The organism is Komagataeibacter medellinensis NBRC 3288 (genome assembly GCF_000182745.2).
In the GTDB taxonomy this organism is placed as follows: domain Bacteria; phylum Pseudomonadota; class Alphaproteobacteria; order Acetobacterales; family Acetobacteraceae; genus Komagataeibacter; species Komagataeibacter medellinensis.
Genome location: NC_016027.1, coordinates 705,236 through 730,205, shown reverse-complemented (window position 1 = coordinate 730,205; position 24,970 = coordinate 705,236). Strand labels below are relative to the sequence as shown.

The 24,970-nt window shown below is 62.2% G+C and carries 23 protein-coding genes; 7 read left to right on the top strand and 16 right to left on the bottom strand.

What is annotated here, in order from left to right; genetic code table 11:
• Nucleotides 1-21 precede the first annotated feature (21 nt).
• From GLX_RS03295 to pdxH, 12 genes are all read right to left on the bottom strand, one after another.
• A complete protein-coding gene (locus GLX_RS03295; protein ID WP_041247138.1) occupies nucleotides 22-366 on the bottom strand; it encodes a hypothetical protein in 345 nt (114 codons plus the stop codon).
• Between the two features lie 160 nt (nucleotides 367-526).
• On the bottom strand, nucleotides 527-1,462 hold the full coding sequence (locus GLX_RS03290) for an LpxL/LpxP family acyltransferase (RefSeq protein WP_014104612.1): 936 nt from the start codon (nucleotides 1,460-1,462) through the stop codon (nucleotides 527-529).
• The gene (gene lpxK, locus GLX_RS03285; protein ID WP_041247596.1) at nucleotides 1,459-2,445 is read right to left on the bottom strand and encodes a tetraacyldisaccharide 4'-kinase; all 987 of its coding nucleotides are present in this window, start codon (nucleotides 2,443-2,445) and stop codon (nucleotides 1,459-1,461) included. Before lpxK ends, GLX_RS03290 begins: the two co-directional genes overlap by 4 nt.
• Nucleotides 2,445-3,737: a 3-deoxy-D-manno-octulosonic acid transferase gene (locus tag GLX_RS03280; RefSeq protein WP_231850392.1), complete on the bottom strand. Its 1,293-nt coding sequence runs from the start codon at nucleotides 3,735-3,737 to the stop codon at nucleotides 2,445-2,447. Before GLX_RS03280 ends, lpxK begins: the two co-directional genes overlap by 1 nt.
• 113 nt (nucleotides 3,738-3,850) lie before the next feature.
• The gene (locus GLX_RS03275) at nucleotides 3,851-4,339 is read right to left on the bottom strand and encodes a DUF934 domain-containing protein (RefSeq protein ID WP_014104609.1); all 489 of its coding nucleotides are present in this window, start codon (nucleotides 4,337-4,339) and stop codon (nucleotides 3,851-3,853) included.
• Complete coding sequence (locus GLX_RS03270) at nucleotides 4,326-6,014, bottom strand: nitrite/sulfite reductase (protein ID WP_014104608.1); 1,689 nt, start codon at nucleotides 6,012-6,014, stop codon at nucleotides 4,326-4,328. The genes GLX_RS03275 and GLX_RS03270 overlap by 14 nt, the downstream gene beginning before the upstream one ends.
• Nucleotides 6,004-6,333, bottom strand: a complete 330-nt coding sequence (locus tag GLX_RS03265) for a DUF2849 domain-containing protein (RefSeq protein ID WP_041247137.1) — start codon at nucleotides 6,331-6,333, stop codon at nucleotides 6,004-6,006. The genes GLX_RS03270 and GLX_RS03265 overlap by 11 nt, the downstream gene beginning before the upstream one ends.
• 237 nt (nucleotides 6,334-6,570) lie before the next feature.
• Nucleotides 6,571-8,457: an adenylyl-sulfate kinase gene (gene cysC / locus GLX_RS03260; RefSeq protein ID WP_193360655.1), complete on the bottom strand. Its 1,887-nt coding sequence runs from the start codon at nucleotides 8,455-8,457 to the stop codon at nucleotides 6,571-6,573.
• A gap of 25 nt (nucleotides 8,458-8,482) precedes the next feature.
• Complete coding sequence (gene cysD, locus GLX_RS03255; RefSeq protein ID WP_014104605.1) at nucleotides 8,483-9,277, bottom strand: sulfate adenylyltransferase subunit CysD; 795 nt, start codon at nucleotides 9,275-9,277, stop codon at nucleotides 8,483-8,485.
• 73 nt (nucleotides 9,278-9,350) lie between these two features.
• Nucleotides 9,351-10,043 carry a phosphoadenylyl-sulfate reductase gene (locus GLX_RS03250; RefSeq protein WP_041247595.1) on the bottom strand — a complete coding sequence of 231 codons (693 nt, stop codon included), beginning with the start codon at nucleotides 10,041-10,043 and terminating at the stop codon, nucleotides 9,351-9,353.
• Between the two features lie 170 nt (nucleotides 10,044-10,213).
• A complete protein-coding gene (locus tag GLX_RS03245) occupies nucleotides 10,214-11,059 on the bottom strand; it encodes a universal stress protein (protein WP_050856089.1) in 846 nt (281 codons plus the stop codon).
• A gap of 115 nt (nucleotides 11,060-11,174) precedes the next feature.
• Nucleotides 11,175-11,780 (bottom strand): pyridoxamine 5'-phosphate oxidase, encoded by a 606-nt coding sequence (pdxH, locus tag GLX_RS03240; RefSeq protein WP_014104602.1) that lies wholly within the window; start codon nucleotides 11,778-11,780, stop codon nucleotides 11,175-11,177.
• A gap of 213 nt (nucleotides 11,781-11,993) precedes the next feature.
• Between pdxH and fabI the strand changes: the two genes are divergently transcribed.
• Nucleotides 11,994-12,833 carry an enoyl-ACP reductase FabI gene (gene fabI, locus GLX_RS03235; protein WP_014104601.1) on the top strand — a complete coding sequence of 280 codons (840 nt, stop codon included), beginning with the start codon at nucleotides 11,994-11,996 and terminating at the stop codon, nucleotides 12,831-12,833.
• Nucleotides 12,834-12,852: 19 nt separating this feature from the next.
• Nucleotides 12,853-13,944, top strand: coding sequence for a chorismate synthase (gene aroC / locus GLX_RS03230; protein ID WP_014104600.1), 1,092 nt, complete (start codon nucleotides 12,853-12,855; stop codon nucleotides 13,942-13,944).
• A gap of 121 nt (nucleotides 13,945-14,065) precedes the next feature.
• Here the strand turns inward: aroC and GLX_RS03225 are convergent, their stop codons facing one another.
• Nucleotides 14,066-14,497, bottom strand: coding sequence for an OsmC family protein (locus GLX_RS03225; RefSeq protein WP_014104599.1), 432 nt, complete (start codon nucleotides 14,495-14,497; stop codon nucleotides 14,066-14,068).
• 269 nt (nucleotides 14,498-14,766) lie between these two features.
• Between GLX_RS03225 and rpsB the strand changes: the two genes are divergently transcribed.
• The 4 genes from rpsB to parC all read left to right on the top strand — a co-directional run bounded on the left by rpsB (nucleotide 14,767) and on the right by parC (nucleotide 19,686).
• A complete protein-coding gene (rpsB, locus tag GLX_RS03220; RefSeq protein WP_014104598.1) occupies nucleotides 14,767-15,552 on the top strand; it encodes a 30S ribosomal protein S2 in 786 nt (261 codons plus the stop codon).
• A 111-nt stretch (nucleotides 15,553-15,663) separates the two neighbouring features.
• Nucleotides 15,664-16,569 carry a translation elongation factor Ts gene (gene tsf / locus GLX_RS03215; protein ID WP_014104597.1) on the top strand — a complete coding sequence of 302 codons (906 nt, stop codon included), beginning with the start codon at nucleotides 15,664-15,666 and terminating at the stop codon, nucleotides 16,567-16,569.
• A 48-nt stretch (nucleotides 16,570-16,617) separates the two neighbouring features.
• Nucleotides 16,618-17,409, top strand: a complete 792-nt coding sequence (recO, locus tag GLX_RS03210) for a DNA repair protein RecO (protein WP_014104596.1) — start codon at nucleotides 16,618-16,620, stop codon at nucleotides 17,407-17,409.
• A gap of 60 nt (nucleotides 17,410-17,469) precedes the next feature.
• Entirely contained in the window at nucleotides 17,470-19,686 is a 2,217-nt protein-coding gene (gene parC / locus GLX_RS03205) for a DNA topoisomerase IV subunit A (RefSeq protein ID WP_014104595.1), read from the top strand.
• Nucleotides 19,687-19,961: 275 nt separating this feature from the next.
• Here parC and GLX_RS03200 read toward each other — a convergent pair whose 3' ends face one another.
• The 3 genes from GLX_RS03200 to GLX_RS03190 form a co-directional block, all read right to left on the bottom strand.
• Nucleotides 19,962-20,750 carry an arginyltransferase gene (locus tag GLX_RS03200; RefSeq protein WP_014104594.1) on the bottom strand — a complete coding sequence of 263 codons (789 nt, stop codon included), beginning with the start codon at nucleotides 20,748-20,750 and terminating at the stop codon, nucleotides 19,962-19,964.
• A 139-nt stretch (nucleotides 20,751-20,889) separates the two neighbouring features.
• On the bottom strand, nucleotides 20,890-21,882 hold the full coding sequence (gene hemB, locus GLX_RS03195) for a porphobilinogen synthase (protein ID WP_041247136.1): 993 nt from the start codon (nucleotides 21,880-21,882) through the stop codon (nucleotides 20,890-20,892).
• 85 nt (nucleotides 21,883-21,967) lie between these two features.
• A complete protein-coding gene (locus tag GLX_RS03190) occupies nucleotides 21,968-23,461 on the bottom strand; it encodes an amino acid permease (RefSeq protein ID WP_014104592.1) in 1,494 nt (497 codons plus the stop codon).
• A gap of 188 nt (nucleotides 23,462-23,649) precedes the next feature.
• On the opposite strand from GLX_RS03190, the gene glyA reads away from it, so the two are divergent.
• On the top strand, nucleotides 23,650-24,939 hold the full coding sequence (glyA, locus tag GLX_RS03185; RefSeq protein ID WP_269448820.1) for a serine hydroxymethyltransferase: 1,290 nt from the start codon (nucleotides 23,650-23,652) through the stop codon (nucleotides 24,937-24,939).
• The last annotated feature ends 31 nt before the right edge of the window (nucleotides 24,940-24,970 follow it).

The following is a 24,970-nucleotide window of genomic DNA, read 5'->3' as shown; positions in this document are numbered from 1 at the left end:
TATAACCGCTGTCGTGGCCTTTCAGGCCGCGACGGTAGCCCCGTTTGAAAGCACGGGACGGATTGCGTGCAGTGCGGCTTCAAACGTGCGGTATGTGGCAATGGGGCGCTCGCGGATCTGGTCGATCAGAACCCAGCCCATGCCTTCAGGGCGAACCATGTAGGCCGGGTTGGCGTTCTCACGTACCCAGACCAGTACGTGTTCGATGTCGGCTTCGTCATATTCATTGCGGTCCAGCACATCCGCGTCGCACAGGCCCATGCAGGATCCTGCCTGTAGCCAGCGCATAAGGTATTCGCGGTGACGCGGCAGCAATCCCTGCCGCAGGGAAACCACATTGGTGGAAGAAAATTGCTGATCCATCATGTGCATTTCGGTGGCCCTCTGACTGGTCTTGTCGTGACAACGTATTAATACGCTATTCACGCATGGCTGCTTTGCCAAACTGAATTTAGGTATCAAAGCCGCAGAAACAGGCAGAAGGTTATTTCTGTGATAAAAAAGCAATGATTCGATATATATATGTTTAAATTTTAGGCATATTATTAGGCAATTGCACATTCCATCGGCGGTGTAGCCATAGCCAGCTTCCCGGATGCTGCCGTATGGTGCCTTCCAGCCAGTCATTTACGCGTTGCGTCAGGTTCATCTGGTCCTGAATCCGGTTGCCGCCATCGGGGAGGTCAAGCGGGGGCAACACATGGATGCGCAGGCGGGCCGGGCCAAGGCGTTCGACATAACCGGGAATGACCGGGCAGCGCAGCTTCAGCGCCATGGCCGCCATGGCACCTGCGGTCATGGCGGGCTGGTCAAAGAATCGGGCTTCTACGCCGTCATTCATTTTCTGGTCCACCAGCATACCAAGATGCCCCCCGCGCAGGATATGCCCTAGCGCGCCGCGTGCTCCCCGTGCGCCTTTGGCAAACAGGGGTACGGGTTGACCCATGGCTTCGTCACGCAGGTCGCACAGAACCCGGTCAACCAGCGGGTTGTTCGGTGCGCGGTAGAATGAGGAAAATGGCAGGCCGTAACGCGCTACCACAGGTGGCAGCATTTCCCAGTTGCCGATATGGCCAGACACGAAAATGGTCGGCCCCCCGCGTGCCGCCTGCGCCACAAGGTGTTCTTCCCCCACCACGTCCCAGCCGGGGCCGGGACCACTGTTGCGGGGCAGGGTGGCCAGATGCGGGAATTCCCCTGCATTGCGGCCGATATTGTCCCACATGTCGTATATGACCGCGCGGCGCATGGAGCCATCAAGTTCGGGCATGGACCGGCGCAGGTTGGCGTCAGCCACGCGTGAGACCGGCAGGCGTGGCCCCACCGTGCGGCATAGCCATCCCCCCAGATTGGAGGCGCGGACCGGGCCGATCCGGCGGAACAGGGCCAGCAATACGCGTACGAAAGCGGCCTCAAGACGCATCTGCAGGGTAATGGGGCGGGAGGGTGCTGTTCGGGTCATCCATCTTTCCTGTCCAGCCACAGGTCCAGTATGTGCGTGGGCATGGTGGGGGCGGTCCATGACAGGGTCAGTCCAACCGTGTGGACCTGCTGCTGCCAGAGGGCAGGCAGGCGCACGGCATCCTTTGGGGTGGTTACAAGACAGGCATCATGCCGCATGGCCAGCGCCTGTAAGCGCTGCCAGTCCGCCTGGCTGTAGGCATGGTGGTCGGCAAAGCCGATACAGCGCAGGGGGGAAATGCCCATGCGGGCCAGTCCGTTAAAAAATTTGGCGGGTCGGCCGATACCGGCAAAGGCGATGATCGGCCGCCCATGTGGCACGTTGCACACATCCTGTTGCAGTGTGGCTGTAAAACAGGGGTAGCCCGGTTTCAGCCAGCGCGTCACGCCGTATTCATCCGTTCCGATGATGACGGTACCCTGTGCGCGTGCAAGCCCGGTCCGCACGGGTTCACGCAGTGGTCCGGCTGGCAGTAACCGTCCGTTGCCGAACCCTGCCTGCCCGTCCACCACCACCAGGGCTACATCAGGGTGCAGGGTGGGATTCTGCAATCCATCATCCATGATCAGGCAGTCCGCACCTTCCGCAATGGCCCGGCGTGCGGTCTGCGCCCGGTCGGTACCCACGTAGCAGGGGGCGACCCGGGCTAGCAGGAGTGGTTCATCGCCTACATCGCGCGCGGTGTGGCGTGTGGTGTCCACCCGCGTGCTCTGTGCGGCCCGGCCGCCATAGCCGCGCGACAGGAAAGCCGGCCTGCGCCCGCGCGCAATGGCACGCTGCGCCAGGTCAAGCCCCAGCGGTGTCTTGCCCGCACCACCTGCACCAATATTACCGCAGCACAGGACCGGCACAGGTGCGCTCCAGCCCGCGCCGCGTAACCGGTACGCGGTAGCTGCCCCGTAAAGCCATCCCAGCGGGGTAAGTAGGCGCGCGGCCCACCCGGGATGTGAAGGGGGGTGCCACCAGAAGGCCGGCGCCCGCATCATTCGTTCCCCAGGGCAACAAGCGCACGGGCGACCTGGTCTGCAATTTCAGGATCAGGTGCGGCAAGGGCGCGGGTCCGTGCGCCCAGTGCACGCGCGGAAGCGGGTTGTTGCAGGAGGGGGATGACCCATCTCGCGATATCGGCTGCGGTGTTCACGCACCGCACGCTGTTGCCCAGCCGGGTGTAGGCTACGCGAAAATTGCCGGTCTGTGGCCCGTGGGCTATGGGGCAGCCCATACGGGCAGGCTCATTCGGGTTGTGGCCGCCGCCTGCGCAGCCGGGCAGGCTGTTACCCAGCACAACCGGGGCGGAAAGGCTGTAGAACAGGCCGGTTTCACCTAACGTATCCACGATCCATAGGCTATCATGAGCGGCAGGCCATTGCTCCAGAGTCCGGCGTGGTGGGGCTGGTGCGCTCATGGCCGCGATTTCGGTGCCGCGTTCGGGGTGGCGGGGGATCAGGATGCCCAGTGCATCGGGCACGGCATGGCGCACCAGCTCCGCCGCCGCCATGATGATCACGTCCTCACCGGGATGGGTTGACGCTGCGATCCAGACCGGGCGGCCTGCAAGCCGGTGGCGTAGCAGGGCCAGTTCCGCAGGATTGCAGGGCAGGGCGGGGGCCGCGTCCTTCAGGTCGGCCACAAGGGCAATGCGTGATGCGCCGCTATGTATGAGCCGCTCGGCATCTTCAGTGCTACGGGCCATGACCCATGCAAAGGCGGATAGCATGCGACGTAGAAGGCAGTGTGCCCTGCGCCACCCGGCAAGCGACCGGTCGGACATCCGCCCGTTGACCAGCGCCAGCGCAATGCGGCGGTGCTGACAGGCATTGATCAGGTTGGGCCACAGTTCGCTTTCCACCAGTGCAGCCACATCAGGCTGCCAGTGGGCCAGAAAGCGGTCAATCCAGCGCGGAACGTCCAGCGGGGCGAACTGGTGGATCACGCGCTCATGCCCCGGCATGTCGGCCAGACGGGTCATCAGCACGTCCGCCCCGGTTACGGTGCCGGTGGTGACAAGGACATGAAGCTGGGGGTGAGAGACCACCAGACGCCCGATGACCGGTACGATGGCCACGTTTTCCCCCACGCTGGCGGCATGCAGCCATATGATCCGGCCTGTTGGCCTTTTCTGGCTTGCAATGCCTCGCCGCTGAGGCAGGCAGGCTACGATTTCCCTGCCACGTCGTGCCCGCCTGCGCAGATTCACGCGCAGGAGCGGGGCCAGAAGGGCGGCCACCGCCCACCACCCCGCGCCCAGAAGGGCACCACATGGATTCTCCGTCATATGCGCGCGGGTCATGGCTGAAGCAGCGGGAAAACGCGGTTGTGCATATAGGTGCGGTAACACGCCGCGCGCCAGCGGGAAAGCATGCGGGCTTTTCCGCTTGCCCGGTCCGGTCAGTTCAGGAAGCGGCGTAGCCCCAGCCCCTGCGGGCGCTCATGCAGGGTAGAAGGCTGATAGGCGATGGTAATGATCTCATGCGCCTGCTGCCACACACTGATATCTTCCGCCCGTTCGGTCTGCACGGTGGTTACGCCGCAACGTAGCAGGAACTCGTACTGGTCTGGCAGCGGCTTGCCGGTTGCGCGGATTTCGCCCGTAAAGCCCAGGTGCTCACGCAGGGCGCGCGCCTGCGTAAAGGCCCGTCCATCACGGAAAGAGGGGAAGGTCACCGCCACCAGTGCCAGACGCGGCAGGGCCGTGCGTAGCACCGCCACATCCACATCCGGCGCAATGGCCACGCCCAGTGGGGCATTACCCGCGCGGGCAAGCCCCTCTTCCAGTCGTTCGAGGGGCACGATCACCGGGCCTTCGGGCAGGGCCTCGCCTTCCGCCGTCATGTGCCAGCGGTCCTGCGTGACATGGCCGTTCTCAAGCAGAGGCATAGACGGCATCCTTGAAGCTGGTGGCGCCAAGGCGCCGGTAGGTGTCGAGAAACTGCTCATTGTCATGGCGCAGTACCAGGTAGGTATCGATCAGCCGGGCAATGGCATCCACGGTTTCATCTTCCGGCAGGGCCGGGCCGATGATCTGGCCGATGGCAACATCCCCCCCGGCCGAGCCGCCAAGGGTAAGCTGGAAGAATTCCTGCCCGCGCTTGTCTACGCCCAGAATGCCGATATGCCCTGCATGGTGGTGGCCGCAGGCGTTGATGCAGCCCGAGATGTTGATGTTGAGCGGCCCGATGCGCTCCTGTAGTTCGGGATTGGCGAAGCGTGCGCTCAGCTTCTGTGCAATGGGGATGGAGCGCGCATTGGCCAGCGCGCAGTAATCCAGCCCCGGACAGGCGATGATATCGCCCACCAGCCCGATATTGGGGGTAGCCAGGTTGGCTGCCGCCAGCTTGCGCCACAGGTCGTGCAACTGGTCCTTGCGCACATGGCCCAGCACCACGTTCTGCATGTGGGTTACGCGGATTTCGCCAAAGGAGTGGCTGTCCGCCAGATCAGCCACAAGGTCCATCTGGTCGGCCGTGATGTCACCGGGAATGCCGCCATCGGGCTTGACCGAGATTACCGCGCAGATGAAGCCTTCATGCCGGTGGGGATGGGTGTTGGTGCGTACCCAGCGGTCAAAGGCCGGGTCGGCCTTGCGGCTGGCTGCCAGTGCCTGTTCCGCATCCGCCGGGGCAGTAAGCGGCGGGATGCCAAAGCGTGCCCGGATGCCCTCCACAATGGCAGGTTCAAGCCGGTAGTCCGCGCGGTTCATCAGCATGAATTCCGCATCCACCTTTTCCCGGAATGCCTCGATCCCGAGGGCCTGCATCAGGATCTTGATGCGGGCCTTATACATGTTGTCGCGGCGGCCATAGCCATTGTACACGCGCACGATTGCCTCAAGGTAGGCCAGCAGGTCTTCTTCGGGCAGGCTGTCGCGCAGCTTGACGCCAATGACCGGCGTACGGCCAAGCCCGCCACCCACGAATACATCAAACACCGGCCGCCCCTGCGGTCCGGGATGCGCCACCAGCCCGATATCGTGGAAGCGCGCGGCTACCCGGTCATGCGGGCTGCCGCTGATTGCGATCTTGAACTTGCGCGGCAGGAAGGTGAATTCCGGGTGCAGCGTGGACCACTGGCGCAGGATCTCGGCATGGATGCGCGGGTCGAGCAGTTCATCGGCGGCAGCGCCTGCAAACTCATCGCACGTCACGTTACGGATGCAGTTGCCGCTGGTCTGGATGGCATGCATATCCACGCGGGCCAGATGTTCAAGGATATCGGGCGTATCCTCCAGCCGGATCCAGTTGAACTGCATGTTCTGGCGGGTGGTGAAGTGCCCGTAATCCCGGTCATACGTGCGGGCGATATGAGCCAGCGCGCGCATCTGGTCGGCACCCATCATGCCATAGGGCACGGCCACGCGCAGCATGTAGGCGTGCAGTTGCAGATACAGCCCGTTCATCAGGCGCAGCGGCTTGAACTCGTCCTCGCTCAGGTCGCCTGCCACGCGGCGGGCGACCTGTTCGCGGAACTGGGCCACGCGCTGGGAAAGGAAGGTGCGGTCCACCTGGTCATAGGCGTACCGCCCCACCGGCAGGGTCGTGGTGTCAGTGGACATCTTGCATCTCCACGGGCGCGAAATCAGGGTGGACACTCGGCCCGAACGCCCGGATGCGTTCACGGACCGTAAGGGGGGTAATGCCAGCGGCATCAGGATCGATCTGAACGCCATAGATGCCAACAACCGTGCGGGCTTCTGGCATGGCCTTGGCCTGCTTTATGGCATCCTCGATTTCCGTGTTGTCGAACACGCGGGCATGGGCGACCAGTTCCGACCAGCCCCTTGCGGCAAGCCAGACAATCCGCCCATCAAGCAGGCGGTTGGCGGTAATGACGCTTGCACCGGTGCTGTCCCGGCGATTGTTCCTGACATCCACTTGTAAACTGATCCTTTTCAGGCAACAGGCTTCATTATTTCCATATGTAACTGGTAGGAAACGGTGCACGCATTTACAAGCGTGCGCCTCATCTTTGGAGACTGTTTCAAAAGAAAGAAGTTTCTGGTTCCGCGTTTTTTAAACATTGGAAAAAGCGGAACCCAAAACTTTTTTCCATTTCATCATCATGCCACGCGGTTATGACCCACCCGGTATGGTGTGGGTGGGCCATCGCGTTCAGGACTGCTGGCGCCTGAGCGTATCGTCCAGCCGGATCGCATCACCGATATAGGTGGCAAGGGTTGCTGCCGTCTCATCACTTGTGGCGCCTGCCGTCTCCAGCCGCAGGGCCGGGTTGGCGGGTGCCTCATACGGAGCGTCGATGCCGGTAAAGCCTTCGATCTTGCCCGCGCGCGCAGCAGCATACAGGCCCTTGGGGTCGCGCTGCTCACAGGTGGCCTGCGGCGTATCGATGAAGATTTCGTGGAAACCTTCCCCCACGATCTGGCGGGCCAGTTCGCGGTCCGCCACGGTGGGCGAGATCAGGGCCACGATCACCACCTGACCGCTTTCCGCCAGGATGCGGGCTACGGCGGCGGCGCGGCGCACGTTCTCGCGACGGTCCGCTTCCGAGAAGCCAAGATCGGAGCACAGCCCCGCGCGCAGTGTGTCACCATCAAGCACCGATACGTCAATGCCACGGGCGAACAGTCGGTTTTCCGCCCCGCGCGCCAGCGTGCTCTTGCCCGCGCCCGGCAGGCCGGTCATCCAGAACACGCCGCCCTGGTGGCCCTTGGCACGTGCCCGGTCCCACGGCGAGACGGCGCTACCCGTGGGATGGATGGCATTGCGGCCGGTAACACTTTCGGCAATCCCGATCAGCGGCGCGCCGCCCACGATCTGCTGGTTGCGGTCCACCAGCACGCCACGCCCATCCGCCGTGCCGGGCATGAAGGGGTCGAACAGCATGGTTTCGGATACAGCCAGCGTGATTTCGGCAAAGCCTTCGGGCGGTACTTCCTCGGCCGGGTGTTCGGTCAGATCTTCCAGCCGCACGACCGAATCAATGGCTGCTACGGTGACCTGATGTTCGGCTGTGGCGAGGCGCAGCCTGAAGCTCTCACCCACGCGCAGCGGTTCCTGGCGCAGCCAGAACAGGCGGGTGCGGATGCGCGCGGCCCGCAGCGGTGCATGGTCGGCAGGGAACAGGAAGTCGCCCCGGTCGGGGATCACGTCCGGCTCCAGTGTAACCGCGACCGACTGGCCAGCAACGGCTGCAACCTGCGGGGCGGTATGCCAGCTTTCGATGGTGGCGATGCGGGCACGCGCGCCATGCGTGCCGATCACGACTTCATCGCCCACGCGAATGCGCCCACGTTCGATCCGCCCCACAACCACGCGCTTGGTGTCAAAGCGGTAGACATCCTGCACCGGCAGGCGCAGCGGCAGGTCCGCGCGTGAGGACGGCGCGGGAACGGCGGCCAGTGCCTCGATCAGGGTTGGCCCCTTGTACCACGGCATCTTGTCGGAGCGGGCGGCCATGTTGTCGCCTTCACGTGCGGAGGCGGGGACGAATACGGTCGGCTCGATTTCAAGCTGGCGCAGAAGCGTGGTGATGTCGCGCTCGGCCGCTTCGATCTTCTTCTGGTCGTAGTTGAAGATATCGACCTTGTTCATCAGCACGATGACATGGCGGATACCGATCAGGCGCAGCAGCATGGCGTGGCGGCGGGTCTGTTCCTGGGCACCTTCGTTTGCGTCCACCACCAGCACGGCGGCTTCAGCATCGGCCGCACCGGTAATCATGTTGCGCAGGAACTGGCGGTGGCCCGGCGCATCCACGATCACGAACTGGCGCGTGCCCAGCTTGAAGGGAATGCGCGTGGAATCAACTGTCACTCCCTGGTCACGCTCGATCTGGAGGCTGTCGAGCAGGAAGCTCCATTCAACCGCCAGGCCACGCTTCTTGCTGGATTCGATGATCTGCGCGACACGCCCGTCAGGCAGGCTGTCGGTATCATACAGCAGGCGGCCGATCAGGGTGGACTTGCCATGATCGACATGGCCAACGATCACGATGGGGGTAGCAGCTTCCTGCGGGGCAGGGGTCGGGATGGTACTCATTGTCATATAACTCCGTCCTGTCCGCTCAGAGGTAGCCGGCCACGCGCAGGCGCTCGAACGCATCTTCCGATTCATGGTCCATCGCGCGGCCCGAGCGTTCGGAGGTGCGTGAGGTTTCGAGTTCGGCAATCACTTCCGCCACGGTCGAGGCATTGCTTTCCACCGGGCTGGTGATGTCCTGATCACCCAGCGAGCGGTAGCGCTTGCCGTCTTTTGCAAAATACAGGTCAACCAGCGGAATGCCCTCGCGCTCGATGTAGCGCCAGATGTCGATCTCGCGCCATGACAGCAGGGGATGGACGCGCACATGCATCCCGGCCTCATGCGGGGTGGCATACTGGTCCCAGAATTCGGGGGGCTGGTTGCGCACGTCCCATTTGTGGCCCGAGCCGCGGGGGCTGAACACGCGCTCCTTCGCGCGGGTGGCCTGCTCGTCACGGCGGATGCCTGCGATCACGCCCGCCAGCTTGTACCTGTCGATCATGGCGGCAAGGCCTGCCGTCTTGCGCGCGGCGGAACGGGCGGCGGGCGGCAGGGTGGGGTCGATTTCCTCTACCGGCGGGCAGTCGCCCAACAGCAGTTCCAGATCCCACTTCTTGGTGTATTCATCGCGGAACCTGTACATTTCCGGGAATTTCTTGCCCGTATCGACATGCATCACGGGAAAGGGCACGCGACCAAGGAAAGCCTTGCGTGCAAGCCACACCATGACATTGGAGTCCTTGCCCAGCGACCATAGCATCGCCAGTGGCTTGAGCTTCCGGTAGGCTTCACGCAGGATGAAGATACTCTGCGCCTCGAGTTGGTCGAGATCGTCCATGGAATTAAAACCTTCCGTTACGGGAAAGAAAAGCTGATGGCCGTTCCGGCCGGCGAAAGAGGGAATCCAACCCTTATGAAGGGGTAGGGAGATGAATGCCGCATTCTGTCTTGGCTTGCCCGGCCCAGCGGCCCTGGCGCGGATCCTCGCCTTCCGTTACCGGGCGGGTGCATGGCGCGCACCCGATGGAGGGATAGCCCCGCAGCGTAAGCGGATGGCGCGGCAGGTTGCGGCGCGTGATTTCGGCATCGAGTTCGCGCGGGGTCCAGGCAATCAGTGGGTTGATCTTGATCTTGCCGCCCGGAGCCTCCTCCACCACCGGCAGCCCCTGCCGGGTCGCGGCCTGGGAGCGCTTGCGCCCGGTAATCCACGCATCGAACGGGATCATTGCCTCATCTAGCGGTTCGACCTTGCGCAGTGCACAGCAGGCATCGGGGTCGAACGCCCAGAGTTGTCCCTGCGGGTCGCGCTTTTCGATCTGTTTTTCGGCCGGCTGCAGGTCACGCACATCGCGCAGGCCCAGCATGCGGGCCAGTTCCTGCCGGTAGGCCAGTGTTTCGGGGAAATGCTGGCCGGTCTGCAGGAACAGCACCGGTACCGCCGGATCAATCTCGGATGCAAGGGCAAGCATGACCGCCGATTCCGCCCCGAAGGAAGAAACCAGAGCAATGCGCCCGCGCAGCCGTGTCAGGGCGACGCGCAGGACTTCGGGCGCGTTCTCGCCCGCTTCCTGCAGTTCCGCCATAATGTCCGCATCGATACGCATAATGTTCTCCATGCCGGTTTTTTTGCACTAGAGCAGGGCGTTTTTTTCTCGCCACACCTAACCTGCACGGGTCGTAAAATCAAGAGAGAGGAACTTATTTACACATATTTTTTTGCAAAATTATCCAAACTCCGGCCTTGCGTGCGGGCAGACGGCCGGACATCTCGCTTTCAGCGGCTCATCAGCACGGTAATATCACTGTTTTCCAGCATGTGTCGGGTCACGCCGCCCAGAATCATCTGGCGTAGGCGGGAATGGGAATAGGCCCCCATGACAAGCATGTCCGCGTTGAAGGCATGAGCCGCAGCCAGCATGTCCTCGCCGACGGGGCGTGAATCACTACCAAATTCGTGAATATGGGCGGTAATGCCATGGAGCGAGAGGAATGATCTGACATGGCGCGCCTCCGGGCCAGGGCGCTGGTAGGCGGGGCTGTACAGGATGCAGACCGCCTGCGCGCGACGCAGCAGCGGCAGGGCGTGGTGGATGGCCGATGCTGCCTCCGACGTGCCGTTCCAGCCAATGCAGATGCGCTGGCCTACTGTTGGCGGGGCCACGGGGGGCACGATGATGACACCCTGCCCACTTTCAAACAGGACCGCGTGCAGCGTATCGGAAGAAGAGACATCCCCTTCCGGGTTGGGCTGGCGCAGCACCACCAGGTCCGACAGTCGCGCCTGAAAGGCGACCACGCTGCGGGTATGGCCGCTATGGGCAATGAAGCTGGCGGACAGGGTATGCATGCCAACGGGCGAGAAGGGGGAGTCGACGGCTACGACCGGAATCTTTTCACGCACGATGAACGCATCGAACACGGCGCGCACGCCATGCAGGCGGTCAGCACTTTCCTTGAGCGCGCTTGTGATCATGTCCTGCACCATCACGCTGGACAGGCCTTCCCCCACCAGAGGGCCGACCTCCTGCATGTCGGTGCCGACATGGAGTACGGCCAGATGTGCGTCGAACATGCGGGCAATGGCGCCGCCAACCTGTAGCGCGCTTTCCGCGTGACTCATCCCCCCCAGAGGTAGCAATATCCTGCGCACACACATCCGGTCTCTCCTGCTCCGCTGACGCCGCGCGGCGGCGCCTTCACGGGAGAGAACGATTGATTCGTCCTTAAGTTCAGGGTCAGGGGTACAGACGTTCGCTGTGCCATGCAGTACCCGTACGGTCCCACACCACCCGGTCATGCAGGCGGTAGGGGCGGTCCTGCCAGAACTCGAAATGCTGCGGCACGAGGCGGAAGCCACTCCAGTTGGCAGGGCGGGGAATGACCGCATCGGGGCCGGGATAGCGGGCTTCCAGTTCCGCAACAGCGGCCTCGAATGCCGCGCGGTCAGCCAGCGGGTGAGACTGGTTGGATGCAATCGCCCCCAGACGTGAGATGCGGCTGCGGCTGGCGAAGTAGGCATCGGCCTCGGCCGGGGTGACTGGCTCCACCGGGCCTTCGATGCGGATCTGGCGACGGATGCTCTTCCAGTGGAACAGCAGGGCTGCGTGCGGGTTGGCCGCAAGTTCGCCCGCCTTGCGGCTGTTGAGGTTGGTATAGAATACGAAGCCACGCCGGTCCGCTCCCTTGAGCAGGATCATGCGCACCGAGGGCCGCCCGTCCGATGTTGCGGTGGCAAGCGCCATGGCGTTGGGGTCATTGGGTTCGTGGGCGGTGGCATCCGCCATCCACGCATCGAAAAGGGTGAACGGATCGGCATTGAGGGCAATGAGGGGAAGGGTCATGAATGGGCAATTCCGCGGTGCTGGCTGCCCCGCAGGTCCGGTTCCGGGCGTGGCGGAACAGGGGATGCGGAAACATATGGAAACATAAGGTAAGTTACCGTGCGATGAATATTAGCTACAATTACGCCACTCGGCATCTTGTCCGAAACGGCAGCTTGTGCAACCACGAGGCCGAAATTTCATCCGTCATTTACCAGTCAAGGATATACGAGCATGTCAGACGGCGCGCCCAAAATCTCCATCAAGGGAGCATTGATGAAAGGGAAGCGGGGGCTTGTCATGGGGGTGGCGAATGACCGCTCCATCGCCTGGGGCATTGCGCGCGCCGTGGCGGAGCAGGGCGGGGAGCTGGCCTTCACCTATCAGGGCGAGGCACTGGGCAAGCGCGTGCGCCCGCTGGCCGAAAGTGTCGGCTCGACGCTGGTGCTGCCGTGCGATGTGAGCGATGACGCCGCGATTGATGCAACCTTTGCCGCGATCGAGAAGGAATGGGGCAAGATCGACTTCCTGGTCCATGCCATTGGCTGGGCGGACAAGCAGTTCCTGCGCGGGCGGTATGTCGATACTCCGCGCGATGCCTTCCTCAAGGCGCTGGATATCTCGTGCTATTCGTTTACCGCAGTGGCGCGCCGTGCGGCGGCCATCATGAACCCGAACGGCTCGCTGCTCACGCTCACCTATCTGGGGGCCGAGCGCGTCATGCCCCATTATAACGTGATGGGCGTGGCCAAGGCAGCACTTGAGGCTTCCGTGCGCTATATGGCGGTGGATCTTGGTGGCGAAGGTATCCGTGTTAACGGTATCTCGGCCGGTCCGGTCATGACGCTGGCGGCCAATGGCATCGGCGATTTCCGCTATATCCTGAAGTGGAACCAGTATAACTCCCCGCTGGAGCGCAACGTGTCACTGGAGGAAGTGGGCGGTGCGGGCCTGTACATGCTCTCCGACCTGTCGGGTGGTGTGACGGGTGAAATCCACCACGTTGATTCCGGCTACCATATTGTCGGCATGAAGAACCCCACCGCGCCGGACATTACGGTCGCGGGCAACTGATTGCTGGAAGCCTGTCTGTATGTCTTATAATACCTTCGGCCACCTGTTCCGTGTCACGACATGGGGTGAAAGCCATGGTTCCGCCATTGGCTGCGTGATTGATGGCTGCCCGCCGGGTCTTGTTCTTGATGTGGCGGATATCCAGCCCTGGCTGGACCGCCGCAGGCCAGGCCAGTCAAGGTTCACCACCCAGCGGCAGGAAGCCGATCAGGTCGAGATCCTGTCCGGTGTGTTCGAAGGTAGGACGACAGGCACCCCCATCTCGCTGGTCATCCGCAATACCGACCAGCGTTCACGCGATTATGGCGATATCGCCACCCGCTACCGTCCCGGCCATGCCGATGTCGCCTATGACATGAAATACGGTATCCGTGATTATCGTGGTGGCGGGCGTTCTTCCGCGCGGGAGACGGCCATGCGGGTCGCGGCGGGCGCTGTCGCGCGCAAGGTGCTGGGGGATATGGTCAGCATCCGTGGCGCGCTGGTGCAGGTCGGGCCGCATGCGGTTGACCGCGCCCGGATGGACTGGGGCATGGTGAACGAGAATTCCCTGTTCTGCCCGGATGTCGCGATCCTGCCGGTATGGGAAGAATACCTTGCCGATATCCGCAAGAAGGGATCGTCCATCGGTGCCGTGATCGAGGTCGTGGCCGAAGGCGTGCCGCCGGGACTGGGCGCGCCGATCTATGGCAAGCTGGATTCCGACCTTGCCATGGCTTTGATGAGCATCAATGCCGTTAAGGGTGTTGAGATTGGGGAAGGGTTTGCCTCTGCCTGCCTGACGGGGGAGGAAAACGCCGATCCCATGCGCATGGAAAATGGAATGCTGCATTTCGCCTCCAACCATGCTGGCGGCGTGCTGGGCGGCATTTCAACCGGCCAACCGGTTGTTGCGCGCTTTGCGGTCAAGCCCACCAGTTCGATCCTGACCCCCGTGCCGTCGGTTACGCGCGAAAGGGAGAATGTGGACGTGATGACAAAGGGGCGGCATGACCCCTGTGTCGGCATCCGCGCCGTTCCGGTGGGGGAGGCGATGATGGCCTGCGTTCTGGCCGATCACCTGCTGCGCCACCGGGGGCAGGTGGGTGACTACAAACCGGTCGTGCTATAAAATTCCGGGCTGTATCTACCGTCCTGACATAAGGGGGCGGGCAGCCAGCCTTACGGCCACGGCCTGTGTTCATCGGCGGGATTGGCGCGGGAATCCAACGCCGCCCGCGCCATGCATGGGATCAGGCTTTCAGCTTTGCATCCAGCGTGATGGTGGCGTTGAACAGCTTGGAGACGGGGCAGCCCGCTTTGGCCTTTTCCGCCAGTTCGCGGAACTGGGATTCGGTCGCATTCGGGATGTCGGCTTCCAGTGTCAGTTTCGCAGCCGTAATGGTAAAGCCTTCGCCCTGTTTTTCCAGTACGATCTCGGATTTTGTATCAAGCGATGTCGCGGTCAGTCCCGCCCCGCCCAGAATGCCCGACAGCGCCATGGCAAAGCACGCGGCATGGGCCGCCCCCAGCAGTTCCTCGGGGTTGGTGCCGGGCCTGTCCTCGAAACGGGTGTTGAAACCGTAGGGCTGGTTTTTGAGTGAGCCGCTCTGGGTCGAGATCTCGCCCTTGCCGTCTTTCAGTCCGCCTGACCAGTGTGCTGTCGCGTATTTGGTGATCGCCATGGGGATCGGTCCTTATGTCCGTGATCGAAGTGAGCGCGCATGGTGCCCGGTGGATGCAGGGCATCCGTACGCAGGCTAACCCGGCCTTGTACTAAAAGTTGCATCAGGACTGCCCCGACGCCCGTGCAGGTCTTGCAATATGCGTCTAAAACAGTCATATCCCGCACGGCCCCAGATGGGGGCCAATTCGCACGTGAAGCCAAAACCTCTGGTGTCCTGCAAAGGGCGTGCTTCACGGAGGATAAACCAGACACAAGGATTTAGCCGATATGGCGATGCCTGAATTCACAATGCGCCAGCTGCTCGAAGCCGGTGTTCACTTCGGTCACCATACCCGCCGCTGGAACCCGCGCATGGCGCCGTACCTGTTCGGTGTGCGCAATCAGGTCCACATCATCGACCTGCAGCAGACCGTTCCCATGCTGGACCGTGCGCTCAAGGCAATTCGTGACACCGTGGCCGGTGGTGGCCGCGTGCTGTTCGTTGGCACCAAGCGCGCCGCTGCTGACCAGATTGCTGACGCAGCCAAGCGCTGCGGCCAGTATTACGTCAACCACCGCTGGTTGGGCGGCATGCTGACGAACTGGAAGACCATCACCGGTTCGATCAAGCGTCTGCGCAGCATTGACGAAATGCTGGAAAATGGCACCCAGGGCCTGACCAAGAAGGAAGTTCTGGACATCACCCGTGACCGTGAGAAGCTTGAGCGTTCGCTCGGCGGTATCAAGGAAATGGGCGGCCTGCCGGACATCCTGTTCGTGATCGACACGAACAAGGAAAAGCTGGCGGTTGAAGAAGCCAACAAGCTGGGTATCCCGGTTGTGGCGGTGCTGGACAGCAACTCCGACCCGCGTGGCGTGACCTTCCCGATCCCGGGCAACGATGACGCCATCCGCGCTATCGCTCTGTATTGCGAGCTTGTTTCCTCTGCTGTGCTCGATGGCATCTCCGCCGAGCTGGGCGCTTCGGGCGAAGATTTCGGTGCGTCCGAGGAACTGCCGGTTGACCCGGCTGTGGAAACGGCCGTGACGGAAGCCGCAGCGAGCGCTGAATAAGAAAAAACCGGCACCAGCGCGGCATGACGGCCGCATGGTGCAACTGAACGGACGGGCGCACGCTCCGCAAATAGTGCGGGGCGTGCGCCTGTCGTAAGGAGTATCAGGATAATGGCGGAAATTACTGCAGCACTCGTAAAGGAACTTCGTGAGAAGACCGGCGCGGGCATGATGGACTGCAAGAAGGCCCTTAAGGAAGCCGAAGGCGACATTGAAGGCGCGATCGACTGGCTGCGCAAGAAGGGCCTCTCGGCCGCCGCCAAGAAGTCCGGCCGTGTTACGGCGGAAGGTCTGGTGGGTGTTGCCCAGACGGACCTGAAGGCCGCCATGGTCGAGATCAACGCCGAGACCGATTTCGTGGCGCGTAACGAGCATTTCCAGAACTTCGTCTCGGAAGTGGCGCATGCCGCCCTGAGCGTTGGCGACGATCTGGAAAAGCTGAAGGTCGCCGTGCTGAAAAGCGGTCGCACCGTTGCCGATGAACTGACGCACCTGATCGCTACCATTGGCGAGAACATGTCCATCCGCCGTGCGCGCGTGCTGAGCGTGCCTTCGGGCGTGGTTGCGACCTACGTGCATGGTGCGGTCAGCCCCGGCCTTGGCAAGATTGGCGTTCTGGCTGCCGTTGAGGCACCTTCCGCCAGCGAGGCACTGGAAGACCTGGGCCGCCGTATCGGCATGCATGTCGCCGCCACCCGTCCGGCAGCGCTGGACGTGGACAGCGTTGACCCCCAGGCGCTTGAGCGTGAGCGCGCGGTGCTGGTGGAACAGGCCAAGGCTTCGGGCAAGCCCGATGCGATCATCGAGAAGATGGTCGATGGCCGTATCCGCAAGTTCTATGAGGAAGTGGTGCTGCTGGAACAGGTCTGGGTGCATGATGGCGAGAGCCGCGTGCGCAAGATCGTTGAGAAGGCTGGCGCCAAGCTGACCGGTTTCGATCGCTTCCAGCTTGGTGAAGGCATCGAGAAAGAAGAAAACGACTTTGCCGCTGAAGTGGCGAAGGCCGCAGGCCAGTAAAATCTTGCCGGTTTCCGGCTCCCTGCGTGTAAGGGCGGGTGTCTCCTGATGGAATGGGAGGCACCCGCCCTTGTGCTTTCCGCCACCCCTTATGGGGAAGGCAGCGCGATTGTGCATGTCCTGACCGGTGAGCACGGTCTGTACCATGGCCTGGCTCGTGGCGGTTCCGCCAGCCGGGGGCGCGCCATATGGCAGACTGGCAACCTGGTGCGTGCGCGCTGGCTCGCGCGCCTGCCCGAGCAACTGGGTAACATTACAGCCGAGACGGTCCATGCTTCGGCTGCGCGCATACTCGACTATCCGCTTCCTCTGGCCATGCTGGCGTCACTGTGCGCACTGGCTGATGGCTGCCTGCCTGAGCGTGAGCCGCATCCGGCCATATTCCAGGGGCTGACCAGCCTGCTGGCGCGCATCAGCCTCGATCCGCAATGGGCGGAAGCCGAAGCCATGCCCGAGATCGTGCGATGGGAGCTTCTGCTGTTGTCGGAGCTGGGGTTTGGGCTGGACCTTGGCGGGTGCGCCCTTGGCGGTAGCCGGGATGACCTGCGCTGGGTCTCGCCACGCACTGGTCGCGCCGTATCGGATGAGAAAGCGGGTGCGTGGCGCGACCGGCTACTGCCGCTGCCCGGCTTCGTGCTGCATCCGCAGCAGATCGGTACGCCACGGGACTGGTATGACGCGCTGCGGCTTTCAGGCCATTTCCTGCGACGCGATGCCTTTGGCCAGCGTCACTGCCCGGTGCCAGAGGCACGGGAAAGGCTTGCGGACATGATTGCCCGCAAGGCCGATATTTCCCCCGCCGGGGCGCAGGCCGAAGCCACGGTTGAGCCGCCTGACTGACAGAACCATTGGACAAACCTCAAAGTTTCGCTATCTGTTCACCTGCGGGAGGAAGATCGCATGCCTGTGGATACAACAGCCGGCCATATTGAAGATACCAAGCTGGCCGATGCGCTAAGCGAGCGCTATCTGGCCTATGCCATGTCAACCATCATGTCACGCTCGCTGCCCGATGTGCGCGACGGGCTAAAGCCGGTGCACCGGCGCATGGTCTATGCCATGCAGCAGCTCAAGCTGGACCCTTCCGCCGGGTTCAAGAAATGTGCCCGCGTGGTGGGTGACGTGATTGGTAAGTATCATCCGCACGGCGATGCCTCTGTCTATGAGGCACTGGTGCGGCTGGCGCAGGATTTTGCCGTGCGCTACCCGCTGGTGGAAGGGCAGGGTAATTTCGGCTCGATCGATGGCGATAACGCCGCTGCCATGCGGTACACCGAATCCCGCCTGACGGCCGTGGCCAAAGCCCTGCTGGAAGGGATTGACGAGGATAGCGTCGATTTTCGCCCCACTTATGATGGGGAGGAACACGAACCCGTCGTGCTGCCAGCAGCCTTCCCGAACCTGCTGGCCAACGGGGCGGCTGGCATTGCCGTGGGCATGGCCACCTCCATCCCGCCGCATAATGTAGGGGAAATCTGTGCGGCGGCACTGGCGCTGATCCGCAAGCCCGCTACCACCACGGCGGAACTGCTGGCCCACATGCCCGGTCCCGACTTTCCCACCGGCGGCAGTATTGTGGAGGATCGTGACGCCATTATCCGTGCGTACGAGACGGGGCGTGGTTCCTTCCGCATCCGCTCGAAATGGGAAGTCGAGCAGGGGCGTTTTGGCACATGGCAGATCGTGGTGACCGAAATCCCGTACCAGGTGCAGAAATCCCGCCTGATCGAGCAGGTCGCCGACCTGATGGAGCAGAAGAAGCTTCCGCTGCTGGCCGATATCCGTGATGAAAGCACGACCGACATCAGGCTGGTGCTGGAGCCCAAGTCGCGCGGGATCGAGCCTGCGGTGCTGATGGAAACGCTGTTCCGCGCAACGCAGCTTGAAAGCCGTTTCGGCCTGAACATGAACGTGCTGGGCGCCGATCAGGTGCCCGGTGTGCGTAGCCTGAAGGATGTGCTGCAGGCATGGCTGGATCACCGCCACGATGTGCTGCTGCGCCGCAGTGCCAACCGACTGCAGGCGGTGGACCGGCGACTGGAAATCCTGGATGGCTTCCTTGCGGTCTACCTCAACCTTGATGAGGTGATCCGTATCGTGCGTGAGGAAGATGATGCGAAGGCCGCGCTGATCGCGGCATTCGACCTGACCGAACTGCAGGCGGACTCCGTGCTCAACATGCGCCTGCGCAGCCTGCGGCGGCTGGAGGAAATGGAAATCCGCAACGAGCATGCCAAGCTCAGCGCGGAGAAACAGGCGCTGCATGACCTGCTGGAGAACGAAGGCCAACGCTGGAAGCGCATTGCCAGCGAGATCAGGGATATCCAGAAAACCTTTGGGAGCGGCGCACTTGGCGCGCGGCGCAGCCTGCTGGCCGATGCGCCGGTTGAGATTGATGTGGAAGCCGTCCTGCCGGTCGAGCGCGACCCGCTGACCGTCATCCTGTCACAGAAGGGCTGGATCCGCACCGTGCGCGGCCACGGGCAGGATCTGCAGGCGCTCAAATTCAAGGAAGGGGACGGCCCCGGCAGGGCGGTCGAATGCTACAGCAATGATCGGCTGTGCGTATTTGCCACCGATGGTCGTGCCTTTACCTTGCGCGTGGCCGACCTGCCGCGCGGGCGCGGTGACGGTCAGCCACTGCGGCTGGCTATCGATCTGTCCAATGATGAGGACATCATCGCCATGTTCCCGATGGATGATGGACGCAGGCGCCTGCTTGCCTCCAGCACAGGGCGCGGCATGATCGTGGCGGAATCGGCCATGACAGCGGAAAAGCGCACTGGCAAACAGGTGCTTAACCTGAAAGAGGGGGAAAGCGCGCTGATCTGCACCTCGGCGGAAGGCGATCATGTGTTGGTACTGGGGCAGAACCGGCGCATGCTGGTCTTCCCGCTGGACCAGTTGCCCGAAATGGCGCGCGGTCTTGGCGTGATCTTGCAGAAATACAAGGATGGCGGCCTGAAGGATGCCGTGGTGTTTGCCGCCGATGCAGGTCTGGCATGGCCCGACGCCGCACGTACGCGCAACTTTGCCGACCTGAAGGAGTATGTGGGCAAGCGTGCCGAGATGGGCAAGACAGCACCAGCATGGGCAACCCGAAAACTGCGTGGCTGAGTATTGGGGCCTGTTTGGAATTGGGTTTTCTAAAGGGCCGTGATGTGTTCCAAAGTTGATATGGACCGCTTCATACTGACGGATGCCCAATGGGCGAAAATGGAACCGCTATGTCTTGGCAAGAAGACGGATCGGAGAGGATAACCGCCTCTTTCTTATGGATAGCGCGGGGCGGAACCTACCGTCGGGTGTCGGACATTTTTTGAAAAAAGCTTCACCAGACATTTCTTATAATGAGAAAGACCTTTCAGACGCAGGTTTAATGCAGCCGTCCGTTACGCCGGGCGGAACATCCCATTTGGTAGGAAGGCGCTTTCATGGACCTGTTGGTTGTTATAGGTGGTCAGGTCCAGATCGTGCCACATGCCGCGTGTCATGATCTGCGCGGGCCGGAAGCGGGCTTTGTAGGCCATCTTCCGGCTCTCATTTATCCAGTAGCCAAGATACAGGTAGGGCAGGCCAAGCAGGCGTGCATGCTCGATCAGGTGCAGCACCGCAAATGTGCCCAGTGAGTTATGCTGCTGTTCGGGATCGTAAAAATCATAAACGGCGGAAAGCCCGTCATCAAGTTTGTCCACCAGCGCCACGCAGGCAAGCCTGCCTTCCGTATTGCGGAATTCGATCATGAAGGTCTCGACCGTGGTATCCTCGATCATCGCCCGGTAATCGGGGAAGGTCATCGAAGCCATGTCTCCGCCTACATGCCGGATGCTCTGGTAAGCGCTAAACAGGGCGTACTGTTCCGGCGTTGCATGGGGTGGGACGGTTGTCGTATGCAGGCCCGCGTTGCGCCGTCTGATACGGGTTTGCGTACGGCTGGGGGTAAAGCGCTCGACCGGCACGCGTATGGGCGTGCAGGCGGTGCAGCTTGCACAGACCGGGGCATAAGCAATGGTATGGCTGCGGCGGAAACCTGCGCGCGACAGCCGGTTATGGAAAGCAACGGCTTCTGCGCCGCCAATTTCGGTTACCACCTTGCGCTCCATCCGTCCCGGCAGGTAGGGGCAGGGCAGGGGGGCCGTGGTGTAGAACAGTTGCGGATGCCGTGGCGATGTATAGGTCATGCGCTCTCACCAGCCGGGAAACAGGAACTGGCAGCCCCGTAAATGGAAAAAACGGACTGCCCATGTCCTATACGGTTATCATATTCCTCTGGTTGCAGGCATCAACTATCCAGTCGCATCCATGTGCTTTTGCACGGCCTTAGGCCTGCAGCAGGCGGGCGGCATCAAGCGCGAAATAGGTCAGTACCCCATTCGCACCCGCACGACGGAAGGACATGAGGCTTTCAAGGATCACGCGGTCACGGTCCAGCCAGCCATTCTGGATCGCGGCCATGAGCATCGCGTATTCCCCCGAGACCTGGTAGGCGAAGGTTGGTACCGAGAATTCCTGTCGCACGCGCTGGATCACATCCAGATACGGCATGCCAGGCTTGACCATGACCATGTCGGCCCCTTCCAGCAGGTCCTGGCCAACTTCACGCAGTGCCTCGTCGCTATTGGCGGGGTCCATCTGGTAGGTTTTCTTGTCCCCCTTCAGCAGGCCGCCTGAACCTAGCGCATCGCGGAAGGGACCGTAGAAGGCGCTGGCGTATTTGGCGGCGTAGGACATGATGCGGGTATTGACCAGACCGCCCGCATCAAGGGCTGTGCGGATGGCGCCAATGCGTCCGTCCATCATGTCCGATGGGGCGATGATGTCGATCCCGGCAGCAGCCTGGTTCACTGCCTGTGTGGACAGGATGGCAACGGACGGGTCATTGACCACGTAATCACCCTCGATCAGTCCGTCATGGCCGTGGCTGGTATAGGGATCCAGCGCCACGTCGCCAATCAGGCCAATTTCTGGGAATTCCTTCTTGAGCAGCCTTGCCGCGCGGCACATCAGGTTGTCGGGGTTGGTGGCTTCGGTTCCGGCTTCATCACGTAGTCCGGGGGGCGTGATGGGAAACAGGGCCACGGCCGGGATATCAAGCCGTGCTGCCGGTTCCACATGGGCTGCTAGCCGGTCAAGGCTGACACGCTGCACGCCGGGCATGGAGGCCACATCGGTGACCGAGCCGGTTCCCTCTGTTACAAAAATCGGCCAGATCAGGTTATCGGTCGAAAGTGTGTTTTCGCATACGAGGCGGCGCGTAAAGCGGTCACGGCGGTTGCGCCGTAGCCTTACGTGGGGAAATTGACCGATACTCATCCAATCCAACTCCATACAGGGTAAGGGGCGACTATGATTGCGCAGGCACCCTATGCCAAATTATGATCCGGTAACCCGCCCTTCATCAGGGCGTGGGCCGCATGGCAGGCATGTCCTGTCCCTGTCTTGTCGCCAGCCGACTGTGATGCATGCCATATTTTGCGTAAATTACCATGCCGATGGCAAGCCAGCCTACCAGTCGCAGCCAGGTCAGCCCGTCCAGCGAGACCATCATGACCAGGCAGCTTGCAATTCCGGCCAGCGGGATGAAGGCTCCCCCCGGCACACGAAACACGCGCGGCCGCTCAGGCTCGCGCTGGCGTAGCACGATGACGCCCACGCACACGATAACAAAGGCCAGCAATGTGCCGATCGATGTCATGTGCGCCAGCTGTTCAATGGGCAGGAACGCGGCCAGCACGCCCGTTACCACCATGAAGAACAGGTGACAGCCCACGGGGGTACCCCATCCGGCATGGGTGCGACAGAACAGGGGCGGCAACAGCCCGTCACGCGCCATGGCGAAGAAGATCCGGCTTTGCCCCAGTAGCATGACCAGTATGACCGAGAGGAACCCGCATATGATGCCCAGCTTGACTGCGGCCTTCAGCCAGCCAAAGGGTGTCTGGTCGATGGCGGTGGCCACAGGGGCGGCATCGCCAATCATGGCGTGGTAATTGACCAGACCCGTCAGCACGAAGGAGAACGTGATATACACCGCCGTGCAGATGGCCAGGCTGGCCATGAGGCCGATGGGCATGTTACGGCCGGGATTGCGGGTCTCCTGTGCGACGGTAGAGATCGCGTCAAACCCCAGATAGGCGAAGAACACCGTGCCCGCCGCGCGCAGGATGCCAGACAGGCCATACTGTCCGAACGTGCCGGTATTGGGCGGGATGAAGGGCGTGTAGTTCGCGACCTTTATATATGGCAGGCCAAAGCCGATCACGGCGGCGATGACCGTAAGCTTGATGATGACGACCAGCATGTTCATGCGCGCCGAACCCGCGATGCCGCGCATGAGCAGCATCGAGATCGCCACGATGATGAACACGGCGGGCAGGTTGGCGATGCCATGCACGGGTCTGCCATCAATCATGCCCACCACCTCGAACGGGGAGGCCATGAGTCGGGGAGCAAGGTGGATGCCCCACTCATCGAGCAGGGAGCGCATATACCGTGCCCAACTGACCGATACGGCCGATGCGCCTACAGTGTATTCCAGCACCAGGTCCCACCCGATCACCCAGCCCGCAAGTTCGCCCAGCGCGGCATAGGCATACACATACGCGCTGCCCGCAGTCGGGATCATGCCCGCCAGTTCGCCATAGCACAGCCCGGCAAACGCGCAGGCCACCGCCGCCAGCGCGAAGGAAATGATAACGGCAGGCCCCGCGTTGCTGCCCGCGGCAATGCCGGTAAGCGAGAACAGTCCTGCCCCGATCGTGGCCCCCACGCCCAGGGCAATCAGGCTACCGAGGCCAAGCACGCGTTTCAGTCCGGCATTATCCGCAGGGGCGTTGGCAGGCAGCCTGCGCAGCAGGGCATGCGCTAGGCCGTGCCTGGTCAGTACGTTCATTGGGTATCCTGCGTTGGATGGAGAGTTGCCATAACAGTCAAATCAGTCCGGTTCCGTCATTTTGGCGTTGTCTAACCGCCACGATATGGCGCACATAGCAGGCCTGTCCCCTATGTGTCATATCCGCCTTCCTACCCGGAAATGACAGCCGATCCAATGAATGGAGAAACATGACGGTGCCGGATCCTATCAGCCAGACTGACCTCAAGCAGTTTTTCCGCGCTCCTCTGGCCGAAGTCGACCCCGATGTGGCCGCCATCATCAATGCGGAAAAGGTCCGCCAGTGTGACGGCATCGAACTGATCGCCAGCGAAAACATGGTGTCCGCCGCCGTGATGGCAGCTCAGGGTAGCGTGCTGACCAACAAGTATGCCGAAGGCTATCCCGGTCGTCGCTACTATGGCGGCTGCGTGGAAGTGGACAAGGTCGAGACCCTGGCCATTGAGCGTGTGAAGCAGATGTTTGGTGCCGGATTCGCCAACGTGCAGCCTCATTCGGGCGCCAATGCCAACCAGGCGGCCTTCATGGCCATGGTGAAGCCGGGCGATACCGTGATGGGCATGAGTCTGGCCGCCGGTGGCCACCTGACCCATGGTGCCGCCCCCAACTATTCGGGCAAGTGGTTCAATGCGGTGCAGTACGGCGTGCGCGCGCAGGACGGCCTGCTGGATTATGAGGAAATGGAACGCCTTGCGCGTGCCGAGAAGCCGAAGCTGATCGTGGCCGGTGGTTCCGCTTATCCGCGTATCATCGACTTCAAGCGCTTCCGTGCCATTGCCGATGAGGTCGGTGCCTACCTGATGGTGGACATGGCGCATTTCGCGGGGCTTGTGGCGGCTGGCCTTTACCCCTCTCCCGTGCCGCATGCGCATGTGGTTACCTCCACCACCCACAAGACCCTGCGCGGGCCGCGTGGCGGGCTGATCCTGACCAATGACGCGGACCTGGCCAAGAAGATCAACTCCGCCGTGTTCCCCGGCCTGCAGGGCGGTCCGCTCATGCATGTGATTGTCGCCAAGGCCGTGGCGTTTGGCGAGGCGCTGCGCCCCGACTTCCGCACCTATCAGGAAGCGGTGGCGAACAATGCCCGCGTTCTGGCCGAAACGCTGGTCAATAGTGGCTTTGACATTGTGACCGGTGGCACCGATTGCCACCTGCTACTGGTTGACCTGCGCCCCAAGGGCGTGACCGGCCGCGCGGCCGAGCGGGCACTGGAGCGTGCGGGCATTACCGCCAACAAGAACGCCATTCCTTTCGATCCCGAAAAACCGGCTGTGACGTCGGGCATCCGCCTGGGCAGCCCGGCGGCGACGGCACGTGGCTTTGGTGAAGCAGAGTTCCGCGAAGTGGGCCTGATGATTGACGAAGTGCTGACTGCCCTTGCCAAAAGCGAAGGCCAGGAAGGTTGCACAAAGACGGAGCAGGCCGTGCATGCGCGCGTCAAGGCGCTGTGTGCCCGCTTCCCCATCTATGCCTGAACGCATGTGCCAGAATAACGTGCTTATAAAC

What these genes read in the sequence shown, in the direction of transcription:
- GLX_RS03295 (WP_041247138.1), bottom strand. Translation starts at nt 366, where the DNA reads ATGATGGATCAGCAATTTTCTTCCACCAATGTGGTTTCCCTGCGGCAG.
- GLX_RS03290 (WP_014104612.1), bottom strand. Translation starts at nt 1,462, where the DNA reads ATGACCCGAACAGCACCCTCCCGCCCCATTACCCTGCAGATGCGTCTT.
- parC (WP_014104595.1), top strand. Translation starts at nt 17,470, where the DNA reads ATGCCTGTGGATACAACAGCCGGCCATATTGAAGATACCAAGCTGGCC.
- tsf (WP_014104597.1), top strand. Translation starts at nt 15,664, where the DNA reads ATGGCGGAAATTACTGCAGCACTCGTAAAGGAACTTCGTGAGAAGACC.
- aroC (WP_014104600.1), top strand. Translation starts at nt 12,853, where the DNA reads ATGTCTTATAATACCTTCGGCCACCTGTTCCGTGTCACGACATGGGGT.
- GLX_RS03245 (WP_050856089.1), bottom strand. Translation starts at nt 11,059, where the DNA reads ATGAGTCACGCGGAAAGCGCGCTACAGGTTGGCGGCGCCATTGCCCGC.
- GLX_RS03200 (WP_014104594.1), bottom strand. Translation starts at nt 20,750, where the DNA reads ATGACCTATACATCGCCACGGCATCCGCAACTGTTCTACACCACGGCC.
- recO (WP_014104596.1), top strand. Translation starts at nt 16,618, where the DNA reads ATGGAATGGGAGGCACCCGCCCTTGTGCTTTCCGCCACCCCTTATGGG.
- fabI (WP_014104601.1), top strand. Translation starts at nt 11,994, where the DNA reads ATGTCAGACGGCGCGCCCAAAATCTCCATCAAGGGAGCATTGATGAAA.
- rpsB (WP_014104598.1), top strand. Translation starts at nt 14,767, where the DNA reads ATGGCGATGCCTGAATTCACAATGCGCCAGCTGCTCGAAGCCGGTGTT.
- GLX_RS03190 (WP_014104592.1), bottom strand. Translation starts at nt 23,461, where the DNA reads ATGAACGTACTGACCAGGCACGGCCTAGCGCATGCCCTGCTGCGCAGG.
- cysD (WP_014104605.1), bottom strand. Translation starts at nt 9,277, where the DNA reads ATGGACGATCTCGACCAACTCGAGGCGCAGAGTATCTTCATCCTGCGT.
- GLX_RS03270 (WP_014104608.1), bottom strand. Translation starts at nt 6,014, where the DNA reads ATGTCCACTGACACCACGACCCTGCCGGTGGGGCGGTACGCCTATGAC.
- cysC (WP_193360655.1), bottom strand. Translation starts at nt 8,457, where the DNA reads ATGAGTACCATCCCGACCCCTGCCCCGCAGGAAGCTGCTACCCCCATC.
- pdxH (WP_014104602.1), bottom strand. Translation starts at nt 11,780, where the DNA reads ATGACCCTTCCCCTCATTGCCCTCAATGCCGATCCGTTCACCCTTTTC.
- lpxK (WP_041247596.1), bottom strand. Translation starts at nt 2,445, where the DNA reads ATGCGGGCGCCGGCCTTCTGGTGGCACCCCCCTTCACATCCCGGGTGG.
- hemB (WP_041247136.1), bottom strand. Translation starts at nt 21,882, where the DNA reads ATGAGTATCGGTCAATTTCCCCACGTAAGGCTACGGCGCAACCGCCGT.
- GLX_RS03225 (WP_014104599.1), bottom strand. Translation starts at nt 14,497, where the DNA reads ATGGCGATCACCAAATACGCGACAGCACACTGGTCAGGCGGACTGAAA.
- GLX_RS03250 (WP_041247595.1), bottom strand. Translation starts at nt 10,043, where the DNA reads ATGCGTATCGATGCGGACATTATGGCGGAACTGCAGGAAGCGGGCGAG.
- GLX_RS03275 (WP_014104609.1), bottom strand. Translation starts at nt 4,339, where the DNA reads ATGCCTCTGCTTGAGAACGGCCATGTCACGCAGGACCGCTGGCACATG.
- GLX_RS03280 (WP_231850392.1), bottom strand. Translation starts at nt 3,737, where the DNA reads ATGACGGAGAATCCATGTGGTGCCCTTCTGGGCGCGGGGTGGTGGGCG.